At 49.3% G+C, this 15,982-nt stretch carries 16 protein-coding genes; 6 read left to right on the top strand and 10 right to left on the bottom strand.

The features are described from left to right. Window positions 1–12: 12 nt before the first annotated feature. The 4 genes from BBR47_RS03445 to BBR47_RS03435 all read left to right on the top strand — a co-directional run bounded on the left by BBR47_RS03445 (window position 13) and on the right by BBR47_RS03435 (window position 2,480). Entirely contained in the window at window positions 13–552 is a 540-nt protein-coding gene (locus BBR47_RS03445) for a YgaP family membrane protein (RefSeq protein ID WP_012684354.1), read from the top strand. A gap of 18 nt (window positions 553–570) precedes the next feature. Beyond that, a complete protein-coding gene (locus tag BBR47_RS31765) occupies window positions 571–705 on the top strand; it encodes an EYxxD motif small membrane protein (protein ID WP_012684353.1) in 135 nt (44 codons plus the stop codon). A gap of 171 nt (window positions 706–876) precedes the next feature. Then, window positions 877–1,260, top strand: coding sequence for a MarR family winged helix-turn-helix transcriptional regulator (locus BBR47_RS03440; RefSeq protein WP_012684352.1), 384 nt, complete (start codon window positions 877–879; stop codon window positions 1,258–1,260). An 11-nt stretch (window positions 1,261–1,271) separates the two neighbouring features. Then, entirely contained in the window at window positions 1,272–2,480 is a 1,209-nt protein-coding gene (locus tag BBR47_RS03435; RefSeq protein WP_012684351.1) for an MFS transporter, read from the top strand. Between the two features lie 61 nt (window positions 2,481–2,541). Here BBR47_RS03435 and purD read toward each other — a convergent pair whose 3' ends face one another. The 3 genes from purD to BBR47_RS03420 form a co-directional block, all read right to left on the bottom strand. Beyond that, complete coding sequence (gene purD, locus BBR47_RS03430) at window positions 2,542–3,819, bottom strand: phosphoribosylamine--glycine ligase (RefSeq protein ID WP_012684350.1); 1,278 nt, start codon at window positions 3,817–3,819, stop codon at window positions 2,542–2,544. Window positions 3,820–3,898: 79 nt separating this feature from the next. After that, a complete protein-coding gene (purH, locus tag BBR47_RS03425; RefSeq protein WP_012684349.1) occupies window positions 3,899–5,449 on the bottom strand; it encodes a bifunctional phosphoribosylaminoimidazolecarboxamide formyltransferase/IMP cyclohydrolase in 1,551 nt (516 codons plus the stop codon). A gap of 180 nt (window positions 5,450–5,629) precedes the next feature. Then, window positions 5,630–6,007 (bottom strand): hypothetical protein, encoded by a 378-nt coding sequence (locus BBR47_RS03420; protein WP_012684348.1) that lies wholly within the window; start codon window positions 6,005–6,007, stop codon window positions 5,630–5,632. Window positions 6,008–6,432: 425 nt separating this feature from the next. Between BBR47_RS03420 and BBR47_RS03415 the strand changes: the two genes are divergently transcribed. Then, a complete protein-coding gene (locus tag BBR47_RS03415) occupies window positions 6,433–7,368 on the top strand; it encodes a magnesium transporter CorA family protein (RefSeq protein ID WP_012684347.1) in 936 nt (311 codons plus the stop codon). A 60-nt stretch (window positions 7,369–7,428) separates the two neighbouring features. Here the strand turns inward: BBR47_RS03415 and purN are convergent, their stop codons facing one another. From purN to purC, 7 genes are read right to left on the bottom strand one after another with little or no spacing between them, the layout of a single operon-like run. After that, window positions 7,429–8,037, bottom strand: coding sequence for a phosphoribosylglycinamide formyltransferase (purN, locus tag BBR47_RS03410; RefSeq protein WP_041749222.1), 609 nt, complete (start codon window positions 8,035–8,037; stop codon window positions 7,429–7,431). Then, window positions 8,031–9,071, bottom strand: a complete 1,041-nt coding sequence (purM, locus tag BBR47_RS03405) for a phosphoribosylformylglycinamidine cyclo-ligase (protein ID WP_012684345.1) — start codon at window positions 9,069–9,071, stop codon at window positions 8,031–8,033. The genes purN and purM overlap by 7 nt, the downstream gene beginning before the upstream one ends. A gap of 56 nt (window positions 9,072–9,127) precedes the next feature. Next, on the bottom strand, window positions 9,128–10,546 hold the full coding sequence (gene purF / locus BBR47_RS03400; RefSeq protein ID WP_012684344.1) for an amidophosphoribosyltransferase: 1,419 nt from the start codon (window positions 10,544–10,546) through the stop codon (window positions 9,128–9,130). Continuing rightward, window positions 10,531–12,774, bottom strand: a complete 2,244-nt coding sequence (purL, locus tag BBR47_RS03395; RefSeq protein WP_012684343.1) for a phosphoribosylformylglycinamidine synthase subunit PurL — start codon at window positions 12,772–12,774, stop codon at window positions 10,531–10,533. The genes purF and purL overlap by 16 nt, the downstream gene beginning before the upstream one ends. Beyond that, entirely contained in the window at window positions 12,755–13,447 is a 693-nt protein-coding gene (purQ, locus tag BBR47_RS03390; protein ID WP_012684342.1) for a phosphoribosylformylglycinamidine synthase subunit PurQ, read from the bottom strand. The genes purL and purQ overlap by 20 nt, the downstream gene beginning before the upstream one ends. A 4-nt stretch (window positions 13,448–13,451) precedes the next feature. Next, complete coding sequence (purS, locus tag BBR47_RS03385) at window positions 13,452–13,700, bottom strand: phosphoribosylformylglycinamidine synthase subunit PurS (protein ID WP_012684341.1); 249 nt, start codon at window positions 13,698–13,700, stop codon at window positions 13,452–13,454. Beyond that, on the bottom strand, window positions 13,693–14,412 hold the full coding sequence (purC, locus tag BBR47_RS03380; RefSeq protein ID WP_012684340.1) for a phosphoribosylaminoimidazolesuccinocarboxamide synthase: 720 nt from the start codon (window positions 14,410–14,412) through the stop codon (window positions 13,693–13,695). The genes purS and purC overlap by 8 nt, the downstream gene beginning before the upstream one ends. A gap of 363 nt (window positions 14,413–14,775) precedes the next feature. Between purC and tnpB the strand changes: the two genes are divergently transcribed. Then, window positions 14,776–15,900, top strand: coding sequence for an IS200/IS605 family element RNA-guided endonuclease TnpB (gene tnpB / locus BBR47_RS03375; RefSeq protein ID WP_012684339.1), 1,125 nt, complete (start codon window positions 14,776–14,778; stop codon window positions 15,898–15,900). Window positions 15,901–15,982 lie beyond the last annotated feature (82 nt).

Genomic DNA, 15,982 nt, shown 5'->3' with positions numbered 1-15,982 from the left:
AGGACAACTCTCATGCATAAAAACGTAGGTAGAACTGATGCCATGATTCGTATAACTGGCGGTCTGTTGGGCTTGGCGTACGGCATCGGAAAAATGAGTCGTCGCCCATCCAAAACTCCATGGCTGCTCATGGCTTTTTCAGCTATGAAAGTAGCAGAAGGAGCTACTCGCTTTTGTCCGATGTACGCAGCGATGGGCATCAATACGAAAAAAGGGAATGGCATGCAAGGCATGATGGATCAGCTCAAGAAAAAAGGCGTGCAGATGGCAGTCAACCAGTTTACCCGCTCCATGAATATCGCGCCCATTAAAGACTCGAACACCAGCCAAGATGATGAGAGCAACACGCCAGCGACAACGAATAAGGCAAACATACAGTATTCCACAAGCCCACAATTATCGAAGAACCAGGAAAAACACTCCATCAACATTCAGCAAAACACGAAGCTTACTCCCGAGGATCAACTTCTCGAAAAAGCGGCAAGAGAGATCATTTCATTTCGCTCTCAAGAAAATAACAACAGCAGCACTCGTTACCCCACGTACACATAAGGAGAGGAGGCACTGCATATGCTTGTCGGCTCCCAGATGTATGAATGGATGTCCCATAACTTCTTTGTTATTGCCACGATCATTGGCGTCATCGGCGTAATGGGCTATTACTTCTTTCGCACCTCGCGAAAGAGAGGGAGATATCGTCAGTAAAGAAGAAGCAACCAACCGCCTGTCATTGGGCGGTTTTTTCCATTTACAAAATTAATTGTTATACATATAATTGTCATTGCAAGTATTTTTGAACGAAAGAGGGTTATTCCCCTGATCGATCATTGGCAAAAAGAACCGGTTGGATTTCTTATTGGAAATACATACCGGAGAATGATTCATTATGTTTCCCTTTTTTTAAAGGAGTTTGATTTGACCACGGAGCAGTTTGCCGTCCTTTATCGGCTACGAGAGGAAGAGGGTATCAATCAAAAAGAGCTGGCTCAGCGCTCTGCGAAGGATCAGCCTTCCATGACACGCATTTTAGACACACTCGCCAAAAAAGGCTTTATCGAAAAGACATTGAGCGAACAAGACCGCCGCGCTTACATCATTACCCTTTCCCCGAAAGGACGGGAATGGCTTGAGCAGGCGATTCCTGTAGAGGCTCAGGCCGTTGCGGACATATTGGAAGGGATCTCTCCTGAAAAGCTGGCCTTCTTACGGGAAATCTTGCTGGAGATTAACGAGAACATCAATAGAAAAACGACAGACTAGGAGTGACAGCATTGGGAGAGAGTAGAGAGAGACTGTGGACGAGAGATTTCGTCCTGTTAACTGTATGCAATTTGTTGTTGTTTCTCACCGTTCAAATGCAGACCCCAACATTCCCTGCCTATGTGAAGGAAACTTATCAGGCCAATGATTTTGTTGTCAGCTTGGTTATTAGCTTGTTTTCACTTGCAGCAGTGATCGCAAGGGTATTTACCGGGGAAGCTTTGAAAACGAAAAGCAGTAAGCTCTTGGCAATCGTAGCACTTGGATTTGTCGCGATTTTCAGCGCAGGTTATTACTGGGCGGGAAGCATTGTGTTCTTTCTTCTGTTGCGAATCCTGGTCGGAATCGGCTTTGGGATGGGCAGCACGACCTTTCCGACGATTGTCTCCAATGTGATTCCTGCCAGAAGAATCGGCGAAGGCATGGGTTATTTCGGCTTATCGACCAGCTTGGCTATGGCACTCGGCCCGTTGATTGGACTTGGAGTGTTAAATGGGTTTGGATTCGGATCGATGCTCATGGTTCTCGTATTGTTAGTTGCTATTATTTTTCCGTTAATGCATTTTATCCGTGCCTACAATCAGCTTCCTGTGTCGTCTGGGAACACACAAACGGTCACAGGCATTCGTCGATTTTATGATAAAAAGCTGCTGCTTCCAGCTGGACTGAACTTTTGTTTATCCATTACGTATGGCGGGATTCTCAGCTTTTTGGCCTTGTATGGAAAAGAAGCCCACATTGAGAATGTCGGCTGGTTTTTCCTTACGAATGCACTGGCGATGGTGTTGATTCGTCCGTTTTCCGGCAAGCTTTATGATCGCAAAGGGCATATTGCCGTCCTGCCTCCCGGTGCGATTTTCGTCGGGATCAGCCTCTTGCTCCTGTCCCTGACAACGACAGAGTCCTTGCTTCTCGTCTCTGCTGCCTTCTATGGCCTTGGCTATGGCATGATTCAGCCATCTATCCAGGCGTGGATGGTGAAGGTCGTCACACCTGAGCAACGTGGCATGGCGAATGGACTGTTCTTTAATTCCATCGATCTGGGGATCGCGGTCGGCTCTATGCTTCTCGGCGTCATCGCGACACATTCGAGCTACTCTGTCATGTACCGCTGGTCGGCGGCTTGCTTGTTGCTGTTCCTCATCGTTTATTTCCTCTCACAGGTGGCTGCGGCTAAAGCGAAAAAAGCGGCCATCGCGGGTGAAAACGTGGGTATGTGATAACTAAAAAAAGCTGTTCCCCAAGTAGAAATCTCTACAGAAGGAACAGCTTGTTCTTTTTTTATCCCTTTTGCTGATACTTCATCGCTCGTGCCGCAATATCCGTGCGATACTGTGCCCCATCAAACGAGATCCCCTGCACCTTCGCGTACGCCGTCTCACGCGCTTGCGCCAAATCCGCTCCGGTTGCCACGACGCCAAGCACACGGCCACCGCTCGTAACGATACCTTCCTCGGTTTCCTTCGTACCTGCGTGAAACACCGTAGCTCCCTCGTTTGCCTGACCCAGTCCGTGAATCAGCGCACCCTTTGGATATTCTCCCGGATAACCCGGCGCTGCCATGACGACACAGACAGCACTTCCTTTTTGCCATGTAACATCGACTGCATCGAGTTCTCCATTGATCGTTCCGACAAAAATATCGAGCAAATCTGTTTCGAGCAACGGCAAGAGCACTTGTGTCTCTGGATCGCCAAAACGCGCATTGAACTCCACGACTTTCGGGCCTTGCTCCGTAATCATCAGACCTGTGTAGAGAATGCCTTTGAACGGAATGCCATCCTTGGCCATCCCTGACGCCATCGGCTGGACAATCGTTTTGACGATCTCGTCCACCAGCTCAGCAGACATTTGCGGTACCGGGGCGTATGTTCCCATGCCGCCTGTATTCGGGCCGCGGTCCTCATTGAAGATTCGCTTATGATCCTGAGAAGTAATCATCGGCTTAACCGTCTCTCCATCGACGAAAGATAACAGCGACAGCTCTTCGCCGAACATGCACTCCTCAATGACCACGCGCGCTCCCGCTTCACCAAAGACGCTTTCCTGCATAATCTGACGAAGTGCCTCTTCCGCTTCCTCCACCGTTTCTGCGACAACGACCCCTTTCCCCGCTGCCAAGCCATCCGCTTTGACAACGATAGGAGCGCCCTGCTCTCTCACATACGCACTCGCCGATTCGTAATCCAGAAATGATTCATAGGCAGACGTCGGAATCTCGTAGCGTTTCATTAAACTTTTCGCAAAAGACTTGCTTCCCTCGATCATTGCCGCTTTTTGGTTCGGGCCATAAATCGGCAGATTGCGCTCCTGGAAAAAGTCTACAATCCCTGCCAGCAAAGGATCTTCTGGGCCAACGACAGTCAGATCGATTCCCTCATCCTTGACGAATTGAACCAGTGCAGCAAAATCATGGACACCAATCGGTACGTTTTGAGCGATTTGGGCGGTGCCCCCATTTCCTGGCGCACAGTATACCTTTGTCACTTTAGAACTCTGTAACAGCTTCCAGGCAATCGTGTGTTCTCGACCGCCGCCACCGACCACTAATATTTTCATTGTATTTCCTCCTGTGTGAGAGGTAATCCACTCTTTCATACGTGTTAAAAAAGCGAAAGTTACTCCCGAATAGCCTCTTTTAGTGCTTGAAATGACGCGTGCCGGTAAAGATCATCGCAATGCCTGCTCGGTTGCAAGCATCAATCGATTCTTGGTCGCGAATGGAGCCGCCTGGCTGGATGATAGCGGTAATCCCTGCTTTGGCTGCCGCTTCCACGGTATCTCCCATCGGGAAAAACGCATCTGAGGCCATAACCGCGCCACTTGCCAATGCACCTGCTTGCTCGATGGCGATTTTCGCTGCCCCAACGCGGTTCATCTGGCCTGCACCCACGCCGATCGTCATATTGTCTTTTGCCAAGAGAATCGCGTTCGATTTGACGTGCTTGACGACCTTCCACGCGAATTTCAGCTGTGCCATTTCCTCTTCCGAAGGCTTGCGGTCTGTAACCACTTGAATCTCGTTTTCTTCGAGCTGCTTGTAGTCGAAGTCTTGAATGAGTGCCCCGCCTGCAACAGGAGCCACACGGAACAGATTGTCCACTTTTTTGGCTGGTTCATTCAGCGCAGAAATACGCAAGAGACGCAGGTTCTTTTTCTCAGCCAGAACAGCCAACGCCTCTTCGGTGAAGTCTGGTGCAATGATAATTTCCAAGAAAATCTCTTTCATCGCGAGTGCGGTATCACGGTCAATCGGGCGGTTTGCTGCCACAATCCCACCGAAAATAGAGACAGGGTCTGCTTCGTACGCTTTTTGGTAAGCGGAGCGAATATCAGCGCCAATCCCTACTCCACAAGGGTTGGAGTGCTTGATTGCAACGACAGCAGGTTCAGCGAATTCGCGTACAATCGCCAACGCTGCGTCTGCGTCATTGATGTTGTTATAGGAAAGCTCTTTTCCTTGCAGTTGGCTCGCATTCCCGATGCTCAACTGATCCGATAACGGCTCACGGTAAAATGCCGCACGTTGGTGTGGATTTTCCCCATAGCGTAAATCCTGTGCTTTCTCGTAAGTCACGGTGTAGCTCTCAGGCAGCAGTTCGCCCACCTGCTCACTCAAATAGCGAGAGATCAAGGCATCATAGGCAGCTGTATGACGGAAAACTTTTGCTGCCAGCTTACGACGGGTTTCTAGCGTAGTATCGCCATTTGCTTCAATTTCTTCTGCTACTTTTTCATAATCGGCTGCATCGACCACGACACTGACAAACGCGTGATTTTTCGCAGCAGAACGCAGCATTGTTGGTCCACCAATATCAATATTCTCAATGGCATCTTCATATGTCACGTCTGGCTTCGCGATTGTTTCCTTGAAAGGATAAAGGTTCACGACAACCAGATCAATGGTCTCAATCCCAAGGTCTTTTAGTTGCTGCACATGTGCTTCACTGTCCCTTACAGCCAAGAGGCCGCTGTGGATATTGGGATGCAACGTTTTGACGCGACCGTCCAAAATTTCTGGAAATCCAGTCACTTCAGAAATGCCAATGACGGGAACTCCCTCTGCTTTTAAAAGAGAAGCCGTACCCCCGGTAGATATGATCTGTACCCCGGCGGCTACCAATCGACGGGCAAACGGAATCAATCCTGTCTTGTCAGAAACGCTGATCAACGCTTTTTTCACACTCACGGATAGAACCTCCTGAATTTTAGTGAAAACATGAGTAACTATCGACCAAAACACGAACAATACTTATATATTATAAAATAATTGTACGCTATTATCAATAACTTCGTCAGGAAAACAAACACAGCCGCCCATGCCTGTTCGGCACTTGCGACTGCATCACCTGTATTTGCTTTGATGAAATTATCGTTTTTTCTTGCCTTTGCCTGATAACCTTTTGATGCGATCTGACAGAGAGACTGATTTGCCTTTGGCAGTCGCCCTGATTGGCTTGATTGGCTTCTTCGACTTGCGGCTCTTCGCCTTTACTTCTTTGGGCATTATGTTCCCTAGCTCTTCCATGGAAATGGAATTGCCGTCCTTTACACGATCCCTGACGCGCTCTTTCGTCTCCTCTGGCACTTCGAATCCCATGTTTCCCAGCTCATCGAGCAGCGCATCTACATTGGCTCCGCCCTTCGGCATTTTTTCCGCGAGCTTCATAATATCGTTAAGCGTCCATTGCCGCCCTGTTTTTTGGCTTAGCTTATCGAGCAAGTTCGAAACAAAATCTCCGCTCAAGTCGGCCCCTCCCTTTGTGGGAATATCCTTCTTTATTACTGTATGTCACAAGAGTTGATTTGGTTTGTCATGATTTGCGGAGGATGAATAGCAGCAAAATAGGGTGAGTCGGTCATGTTAGAAGCCGACACCGTCTGAAAGGACATGAATAACATGTATGAAGGACGAGAAAGCAAGATGGTTTTTATTTTCGAAAGGGGGGGAACGTTTTAATGGACAGTAGTCCAAGTTGCGGAATGAATAACTGCAATCAAGATTGTGTACGGAGAATTTTCCGGCCTTGTGGCGCTGCGGCATGTTCCCCATACCTTATTTATCATTCTCCCTTTTTATGGGACGAGTGTATGTAAGTATCTCTATGTAGGCATGCTTGCGCAACATGGTCGTATCCCTCCGATCCTTCTTTGCGAAAGGATGAGAAAACCATGTTGAACATTTACAAAACGAATACCCTCGGAAAAATAGAAGAACTGCAACAATTTGAAAAAGGCTGCTGGATTCATCTGACCAATCCTTCTGAGCAAGAAAAGCAACAAGTCGTCAGGGAGTTGTCGATTGACCTTCATTTTTTACAGGATGCCCTTGATGACGAAGAAATCGGACGGATCGACAAGGAAGGGAACCGCGTGAAGCTCTACGTGGACATCCCGGTCTCCACGAAAGAAGCGACGAAAGACAACTATACGACGGTTCCATTGGGAATCATGGTGACGGAAGATTATATCTTAACGGTTTGTCTGGTAGAAACGGCTGTCATGAATGAGTTCGTCCAAGGAAAAGTGAAAAGCTTTCACACGCACATGCGAAACCGGTTCGTCCTGCAAATTTTGTCAAATACGTCGCATGATTATTTGCATTACTTAAAAAAAATCAACAAGCAGACAGAAACGCTGGAAAAATCGTTGCGACAATCGACGAAAAACAATGAACTGCTTACCTTGCTTGAATTGCAGAAAAGTCTCGTCTATTTTTCGACGTCCCTGGAAACGAACAGTCTGTTGATCTCCCTGCTTCGGAGCGGCAGTTATTTGAAAATGTACGAGGAAGATAAGGCGCTGCTGGAAGAAGTAAAAATCGAAACCAAGCAGGCCATCAAAATGACGGAAATCTATACCGCTATTTTAGGGAACATCATGAATGGCTTTGGCTCCGTCATCTCCAATAATCTGAATCGCGTAGTGAAGCTGTTGACCTCCATTACTATTGTCATCACGTTACCTATGGTGATTGGCACCTTTTACGGGATGAACGTCGGGCTTCCTTTTCAAGATCATCCGCACGCATTCACGATCATTATGATCATGTCCACTGCCATTACGTCCGTAACAGCCCTCCTGTTTTGGAGAAAGAAGTATTTTTAAAACGGATGACCAAAAAACCGACATCGTAAAAGGATGTCGGTTACTACTTTCTCTCTCGATTTACGTCAGCTGGACAAGTCTTCCTTCCAGCTTCACTCTCTCTTCTGCTAAGTAGCCAATGACCTTCACCAAAAGCTCATGCTCCACAGCATGGATGCGAGCCGCCAAGGTCTCAGCCGTATCTGCTTCTTGCACCGCTACGGGAATCTGGGCAATGATCGGCCCTGTATCCAGACCGGCATCAACCAAATGTACCGTTACCCCCGTTATCTTTACCCCGTATGCGAGTGCCTGACCAACCGCGTCTTTTCCAGGGAAAGCAGGCAAAAGTGACGGATGCAGATTGATGATTTTTCCTTCGTAGGATGACAAAAGAGTGTCGCCCACCAACCGCATGTAGCCTGCCAGCACAACCAGCGATATCTCGCGTTTTTGAAGCTGTGCCACTATTTCCTGTTCAAAAGAAGCCTTGTCTGCATACTCCTTCGGTTGAAATACGAAGGCGTCGATTCCTAAACGCTCTGCCCGTTCCAAAACCTTGGCGCCGGGCTTGTCGCACACGAGTAAGGCAACTTCTACACCTGCGAGCTTGCCGTCCTGTACAGCCTGCACGATCGCTTCAAAGTTGGAGCCGCTGCCTGAGGCGAAAATGGCCAGCTTTCTCACCATTCCACCCCGTTGTATACGACTTTGCGCTCTCCCGCTTGAATATTTCCGATCAAATACGCCTGTTCTCCCAGCTCTTGCAGCTTTTCCATCACACTTACTGCATCTTCCGGCTTCACGACAAGCATCATGCCAATGCCCATGTTGAACGTTTTGTACATATCCGGGTAAGAGATGTTCCCCGCCCCTTGTACCAGCTCGAAAATGGGCAGCACAGGCCAGGAACCAACGTTGATCACAGCCTGCATTCCTTCTGGAAGCACGCGTGGAATGTTTTCAGTAAAGCCGCCGCCTGTGATGTGTACCAGCGCTTTCACTTCATGTGACTCGAGAACGGATAGCACTTGCTTCACATAAATGCGGGTCGGTGTCAGCAGCTCTTCGCCGAGCTTTTTGCCCAATACGTCAACATGATCATGCAGGGACATGCCTTTGTCTGCCAAAAGAACCTTGCGAACGAGCGAGAAGCCATTGCTGTGCACGCCGCTGGAAGCCAGACCGATCAGTACATCGCCTGCCGCCACGGAAGCTCCCGTAATCATTTTGCTCTCGTCCACGACACCTACGGTAAAGCCTGCGATGTCGTATTCGCCTTCTGCGTACATGCCAGGCATCTCGGCAGTCTCCCCGCCAATCAGCGAGCAGCCGGACTGGGAGCAGCCTTCCGCGATCCCTTTGACAATCGCTTCGATTTTTTCCGGAATGACCTTGTCTACTGCCAGATAATCGAGGAAAAAGAGCGGCTCTGCGCCTTGAACCACTACGTCATTGACGCACATAGCGACAGCATCGATGCCGATTGTATCGTGTTTGTCCATGGCAAAAGCGAGCTTCAGCTTGGTTCCTACCCCATCTGTGCCAGAAACGAGAATCGGTTTCTCGTATTTTTTGGTATCCAGGCGAAACAGCGCTCCGAACCCGCCCAAATCAGTCATAACTTCGGGGCGGAATGTTCTTTTAACGTGCTTTTTCATGCGCTCGACGGCTTCGTTGCCCGCATCGATGTCTACGCCAGCTTGTTTATATGCTTCACTCATCGTTTCTCCCCCTAGCAAGAGGTGCTTGTATTAGCGGTTGTTCATAAGTAGCACGGTTAGCATTTGAGCGCAGGTAGCGCTTCTTCGAACTCAATCTCTGTCGGATATTCTCCGTTAAAGCATGCGAGGCAGTGTCCTCTATTAGGAGCCGAATCGGTGCGGCCAATTGCATCGATCATTCCTTCAATAGACAAGAACGACAGCGAATCAGCCTCAATGATTTGACGAATTTCCTCTACGGATTTGGTCGACGCAATCAGTTCCTCACGCGACGAGGTGTCTATGCCGTAAAAGCAAGAATTCATAACAGGCGGAGAGCTGATGCGCACATGCACTTCTTTGGCGCCAGCCTCACGCAGCATGCGGACGATCCGATTGCTCGTCGTACCACGAACAATGGAGTCGTCAATCATCACGACGCGCTTGCCTTCCACTACTTTGCGAACCGCAGACAACTTGAGATAGACAGCGCGCTCACGCAGCTCCTGACTCGGCTGAATGAAGGTACGTCCCACATAGCGGTTTTTGATCAAGCCGATTTCGTACGGAATTCCTGTCGCTTCCGCAAATCCGATAGCAGCAGAAATACTCGAATCCGGTACACCTGTGACGACATCCGCATCAATCGCGGATTCCAATGCCAACTGCTTGCCCAGACGTTTGCGCGCCATGTGGACGTTGATTCCGTCGATGTCGCTATCTGGTCGGGCAAAATAAATGTATTCAAACGTACAAATTGAACGCTGTGTCGTTTCTGTATGCTTGCTCTCGGTAATGCCATTCTTGTCGACGACGATCAGCTCACCCGGTTGTACATCACGCCAATATTGCGCACCAATGATATCGAACGCACAAGTCTCGGACGCGACAGTGATCGCATCTCCGAGACGTCCCAGTGACAGCGGACGCAAGCCATTCGGATCGAGGGCGATCACGAGCTGGTTTTCGTTCATGACGAGAAGCGCATACGCTCCCTTGATGTATTGCAGAGCGTCCTTTACCGCTCCTGGCAAATCCTTGCACTCAGAGCGGGCGATCAGGTGTGCGATCACCTCGGTGTCGCTGGTCGTCTGAAAAATGGAGCCCTTTGCTTCCAGTTCTTTTCTAAGCACAGCGGCATTTACGAGATTCCCGTTGTGGGCAACTGCCATGCTGCCTTGTGCATAGCGGAAAAAGAGCGGTTGGGCGTTTTCAATCTTACTCGAACCAGCAGTCGTATAACGGGTATGACCAATTGCGATATGACCACTGAACTTCTCCAGATCGCCCTTGCCAAAAGCCTCGGACACGAGACCCATTCCGCGGTGCTTATACCATTTCTCACCGTCGGAGGCGCAGATACCTGCGCTCTCCTGACCGCGATGCTGAAGGGCGTGCAGACCCAGATAGGTCAATTGGGATGCTTCTTTGTGGTTGTAGATGCCAAAAACGCCGCATTCCTCATTCAATTTGTCCCAGATTAACCGATCAAACATGGAATCGCATCCTTCCAGGCTGCTTTCACCTCTTGAGTCGAAGCGTTGATCGCTTCTGTACCGTTCACGTTCACTACCAGATGATCGCCACCGACCGTACCGATGTTTTCAGCAGGTACGCCAAGTTCACCTGCCAATGCGAGAATCGCCGCCGCTTGCTCCCCAGAAGCACTGAGCAAGATGCGAGATTGAGATTCACTGAACAAGAGCGCATCAATACGCATCTCAGACGTAAGAGTCACCTGTGCACCGACGCCTTTGCCGAAGCAAGATTCAGCCAGTGCGACACCGAGACCACCTTCGGACAGATCGTGTGCGGAGTTCACCAGACCCTGGCGAATCGCTGTGAGAACCAGCTTTTGTACTGCCGCTTCCTTAGTCAGATCGATTTGTGGAGGACGTCCGGAAATGCTGCCCGTAGCCATCTTTTGATACTCACTACCGCCAAGCTCAGCAAAGGTCTCGCCCAACAAGATGATCGCGTCGCCTTCGTTTTTGAAATCCTGGGTCGTAATATGGTCAACATCAGTGATCAAGCCGACCATTCCCACCGTTGGGGTTGGATAGATCGCGTCACCGCTGCGTTCATTGTAAAAAGATACGTTTCCGCCGATGACCGGAGCATCGAGTGCTACGCACGCTTCGCTCATGCCCTCGCACGATTTTTCAAATTGCCAGAACACCTCAGGCTTTTCCGGACTTCCGAAGTTCAGGCAGTCCGTAATCGCCAGCGGCTCTGCACCGGAGCAGACGACGTTGCGCGCAGATTCTGCAACCGCAATGGCACCGCCCACTTTTGGATCGAGGTACACATAGCGACCGTTGCAATCTGTACTCATAGCAAGGGCCTTGCGAGTGCCGCGCACCATGACAACAGCAGCGTCAGAACCAGGCTTTACAGCTGTGTTTGCACGCACGATGTGATCGTATTGCTCATATACCCACGCTTTATTCGCCACTGTTGGTTGAGCCAGCAAGCTTTTCAGCGTACCATTCAGATCTTTCGGTTCTTGGATGGCTGCCAACACATCTACATTCGCGTTTGCTTCGTAGTAAGCAGGCACCGCGGATGGACGATGGTACACAGGCGCGTCGTTAGCCAAGCTGTCTACTGGTACCTCTGCTACTACCTCACCTTGGTGCAACAAGCGCAGCTTGCTGTCTTCGGTTACTTTGCCCACGACAGCGGACGCCAAACCCCATTTGTCAAAAATCGCAATCGCTTCTGCCTCTTTGCCTTTTTCCACGACAACGAGCATACGCTCCTGAGATTCAGACAGCATCATTTCGTATGCAGACATTCCAGCTTCGCGCTGTGGCACGAGGTCCAGATTCATTTCGATACCATTACCCGCCTTGGATGCCATCTCGGAGCTGGAGCTCGTCAAGCCAGCCGCCCCCATGTCCTGAATCCCGACGACGATACCCGTGTCGATCAGCTCCAGGCACGCTTCCAGCAGGAGCTTTTCCATGAATGGATCGCCGACTTGTACGGCCGGGCGTTTTTTCTCCGACTCTTCTGTGAGCTCCTCGGATGCAAAGGTCGCCCCGTGAATACCGTCGCGCCCCGTGCTTGCACCAACGTAGATAACAGGGTTACCGATACCGGACGCTACCCCTTTTTGAATCTTCTCGTGGTCGATCAAGCCGACACACATGGCGTTGACAAGCGGATTACCTTCATACGTAGGGTCGAAATTCACTTCGCCACCCACAGTCGGAATCCCGATGCAGTTCCCGTAGCCTGCAATACCTGCAACGACGTTTTCGAACAAATATTTGACACGAGGAGACTTGAGCTCACCGAATCGAAGCGAGTTGAGCAGCGCAATCGGACGTGCGCCCATCGAGAATACGTCACGGATGATACCGCCGACGCCAGTCGCAGCCCCTTGATAAGGCTCGATCGCTGATGGGTGGTTATGGCTTTCGATTTTGAAAACAACCGCCTGATTGTCTCCGATGTCGACAATACCCGCACCTTCCCCAGGTCCTTGCAAAACGCGAGGTCCTTTTGTCGGGAAACGACGCAGGACAGGCTTGGAGTTTTTGTAGGAGCAGTGCTCCGACCACATAACGCTGTACAGACCTGTCTCCGTCCAGTTCGGCTTGCGGCCGAGAATTTCTACGACACGCTGATATTCTTCGTCAGTCAGACCGATTTCTTTATATAGTTTTTGATCGGCAATTTGTTCGGCTGTCGGTTCTTTATGCGTGAGTTGTGACACTGTTCTGCTCCCTCCAAGTCTTCAAGATCGAGGTAAACATGCGGCGTCCGTCATCGGAAGTCATCCAAGAGTGGACGGCACGCTCCGGGTGAGGCATCATGCCAAGTACGTTTCCACGTTCGTTGCAAATGCCCGCGATGTCTTCCAGAGAACCATTCGGATTCTCGCCATGATAGCGGAAAACGATCTGTTTGTTCGCTTTCAGCTTCGCCAGTGTTTCCTCATCACAGTAGTAGTTTCCTTCGCCGTGCGCAATCGGAATTTGGATAACTTCCCCTGCCGCGAAATCACGGGTAAAGGAGGTATCGTTGTTTTCCACACGTAATTCGGACAGCTTGCAACGGAATTTCAGTGAACGGTTACGCAAGAGTGCTCCTGGTAACAGTCCCACTTCGGTAAGGATCTGGAATCCGTTGCAGATTCCCATGATCAGCTTGCCTTCATCTGCTGCCTTCACCACTTGCTCCATCACGGGTGAAAAACGAGCGACCGCACCACAGCGCAGATAATCTCCATAAGAGAATCCGCCTGGCAAGAGAATCGCATCATATTTAGAAAGATCCGTATCGGAATGCCATACGTAATCCACAGGCACTCCCATTACGTCTTCAACTGCGTTAAACAAATCAACGTCGGCGTTCGAGCCTGGAAAGACGATAACGGCTACTCGCATATCCTTAGCCCTCCACGATATCAAAGCGGTAGTCTTCTACCACCGTATTGGCCAACAGCTTTTCGCACATTTCACGTACACGCTCTTCGGCTTGCGCACGGTCAGGAGTGTTCAATTCCAGCTCCATGTACTTCCCGATGCGTGCATTGTTTACTTCATCAAAACCCAAGGTGTGCAGAGCACCTTTTACAGCGTGTCCTTGCGGGTCCAAAACACTCTCGCGCAATGTTACATAAACAACAGCTTTAAACATGTACGTCTCCTCCTAGTCTCGTAAGCATTTCTTTGTAAGCTTCCTCCACATTACCCAAATCGCGGCGGAAGCGGTCTTTGTCGAGCTTTTCATTCGTTACTGAATCCCAGAAACGGCATGTATCCGGGGATATTTCATCGGCGAGGAGAATCTCCCCGTCCGCTGTTTTTCCGAATTCCAGTTTGAAATCGACCAAGGTAATGTTGCGCTCGCGCAGGTAAGGCACGAGGACCTCGTTTACAGCAAGACCCATGCGCTCCAATGTCGCCTGGTCACTCTCGCTTGCAATCCCCAACACTTTGATATGGGAGGCATTCACCAATGGATCTCCCAGTGCGTCATCCTTGTAGTAAAACTCGACAACGGGCTGCGGAAGCACAGTTCCTTCTTCCATGCCAAGACGCTTGGCCAATGAGCCTGCTGCGATATTGCGAACGACTACCTCCAAAGGGATAATCTCTACTTTGCGAACAACTTGCTCTGTGGCGGACAGCAGACGGACAAAATGGTTGTCGATGCCCCGCTCCTTCAGCATGGTGAAAAAGATTGCCGTAATGCGGTTGTTCAGCTCACCTTTTCCGGTGATTTGCGCCCGTTTCTCTCCATTAAATGCTGTTGCGTCGTCTTTGTACTCTACCCAGTACTGATCAGGCAAAGATGTCCGATAAATACGTTTCGCCTTACCTTCGTAGAGTTGTTCCTGTTTTTCCACCGTAGGAGTCACCTTCCCAGTCAAAAAGGTTGAGTTTTGGTTAATTCACGAACGTTTCAACTACATTAAAACACAAACATACGCATTTATCAACGAAAAATGCTGGAATAGACTTCGACAAATGTTCGGGATTTACATTATATTTTCACACCTACACTCTTTAACATTCGTTTACATGCCCTTCATACTAGCTTTATTATAACAGTCGAGAAGACTCCCACTTCTAAGCCTTGCATAGCTTGGCGAAAGTAGGGGATGAATCGGCGCTGCGAAGGAAGGACCTCTGCTTTTTCGGTTGTTCCCCAATCTCTCGTAGAACGTACGTTCCTTTTGTGGTAAACTTTTCATGGGAGGAGGTGAATCATGATGCTACGTAAAAAATCGTTTCAGTTTCGCATTTTTCCCAATCATGAACAAGCAGTACTCATCGAGAAAACATTGGGTTGCAGTCGGTTTGTGTTCAATCGATTTCTGGCACGTTGGAACGAAACCTACAAACAAACAGGCAAGGGGTTAACCTACCATTCTTGTTCTGCTCAACTACCGCAGTTAAAAAAGGAACAGCCTTGGCTCCAAGAAGTAGACAGCACAGCCCTTCAATCTTCCCTCGACAACCTCGCAGATGCTTTCTCACGATTTTTCAAGAAACAAAATGAGGTCCCACGTTTTAAAAGTAAGAAGAATAGAGTCCAGTCATATACTACGAAACATACGAATGGAAACATCAGAATCGACGGTAATCAAATCAAACTGCCGAAGCTTGGCTGGGTGACATTTGCAAAATCCAGAGAGGTAGAAGGGCGGATTCTAAATGCAACGGTTAGACGGAATCCAAGCGGGAAATATTCTGTTTCGGTGCTTTGTGAGGTACCTTACTCTCCGTATATTCCTGTTGGAAAAGAGAAAACCATTGGTATTGACCTGGGTCTCAAAGATTTTGCTACGTTTTCCACTGTGGAAAAGATCAGGAATCCCAAGTACCTTCTTCTGTATGAAAAGAAACTGAACCAATGGCAAAGGAAGCTTTCACATAGGCAAAAAGGCGGGAAAAATTACGAAAAAGCGAGAAGGAAAGTAGCCATCTTGCATGAAAAAGTAGCCAACACCCGAAACGACTTCCTGCATAAACTGTCCACCCGGCTGATTCACGAAAACAAAGTGATCTGTTTGGAGGATTTGCAAGTAAACCACCTGATCAAAAATCAAAAGCTGGCCAAAAGTATTGCCGATGCGTCATGGTCCACTTTTCGCGCCATGCTGACATACAAAGCCGAATGGTATGGACGAACACTCTCCTTTGTCGGTAAACAATTTCCTTCCAGCCAACTTTGCTCCACACCAAACTGCGGCAACCGCAGTAAAGATGTCAAGAATCTGAACTTGCGAGAATGGACATGTTCGAACTGCGGGACACGGCATGACCGTGACGAGAATGCCGCGATCAATATTGAGCGAGAAGGACTTCGTTTGTTGTGTCTCACAACTTAACTGTCGGGACGACAGGGATAGCTTGGCGCATTTCACTTCGGTAGAAGTGACTACCCAAGAATCCCCCACCTCCAAGCAGTAG

The organism is Brevibacillus brevis NBRC 100599 (genome assembly GCF_000010165.1).
Classification (GTDB): Bacteria; Bacillota; Bacilli; order Brevibacillales; family Brevibacillaceae; genus Brevibacillus; species Brevibacillus brevis_D.
Note: the sequence above shows the minus strand (reverse complement) of the source record. Positions and strands in the feature narration are given on the sequence as shown.

Coding starts and splice junctions, on each gene's coding strand:
- purM (WP_012684345.1), bottom strand. CDS start 9,071: ATGAGTGAAGCATATAAACAAGCTGGCGTAGACATCGATGCGGGCAAC.
- BBR47_RS03415 (WP_012684347.1), top strand. CDS start 6,433: ATGTTGAACATTTACAAAACGAATACCCTCGGAAAAATAGAAGAACTG.
- purD (WP_012684350.1), bottom strand. CDS start 3,819: ATGAAAATATTAGTGGTCGGTGGCGGCGGTCGAGAACACACGATTGCC.
- purF (WP_012684344.1), bottom strand. CDS start 10,546: ATGTTTGATCGGTTAATCTGGGACAAATTGAATGAGGAATGCGGCGTT.
- purS (WP_012684341.1), bottom strand. CDS start 13,700: ATGTTTAAAGCTGTTGTTTATGTAACATTGCGCGAGAGTGTTTTGGAC.
- BBR47_RS03440 (WP_012684352.1), top strand. CDS start 877: ATGATTCATTATGTTTCCCTTTTTTTAAAGGAGTTTGATTTGACCACG.
- BBR47_RS31765 (WP_012684353.1), top strand. CDS start 571: ATGCTTGTCGGCTCCCAGATGTATGAATGGATGTCCCATAACTTCTTT.
- tnpB (WP_012684339.1), top strand. CDS start 14,776: ATGATGCTACGTAAAAAATCGTTTCAGTTTCGCATTTTTCCCAATCAT.
- BBR47_RS03445 (WP_012684354.1), top strand. CDS start 13: ATGCATAAAAACGTAGGTAGAACTGATGCCATGATTCGTATAACTGGC.
- purN (WP_041749222.1), bottom strand. CDS start 8,037: ATGGTGAGAAAGCTGGCCATTTTCGCCTCAGGCAGCGGCTCCAACTTT.
- purQ (WP_012684342.1), bottom strand. CDS start 13,447: ATGCGAGTAGCCGTTATCGTCTTTCCAGGCTCGAACGCCGACGTTGAT.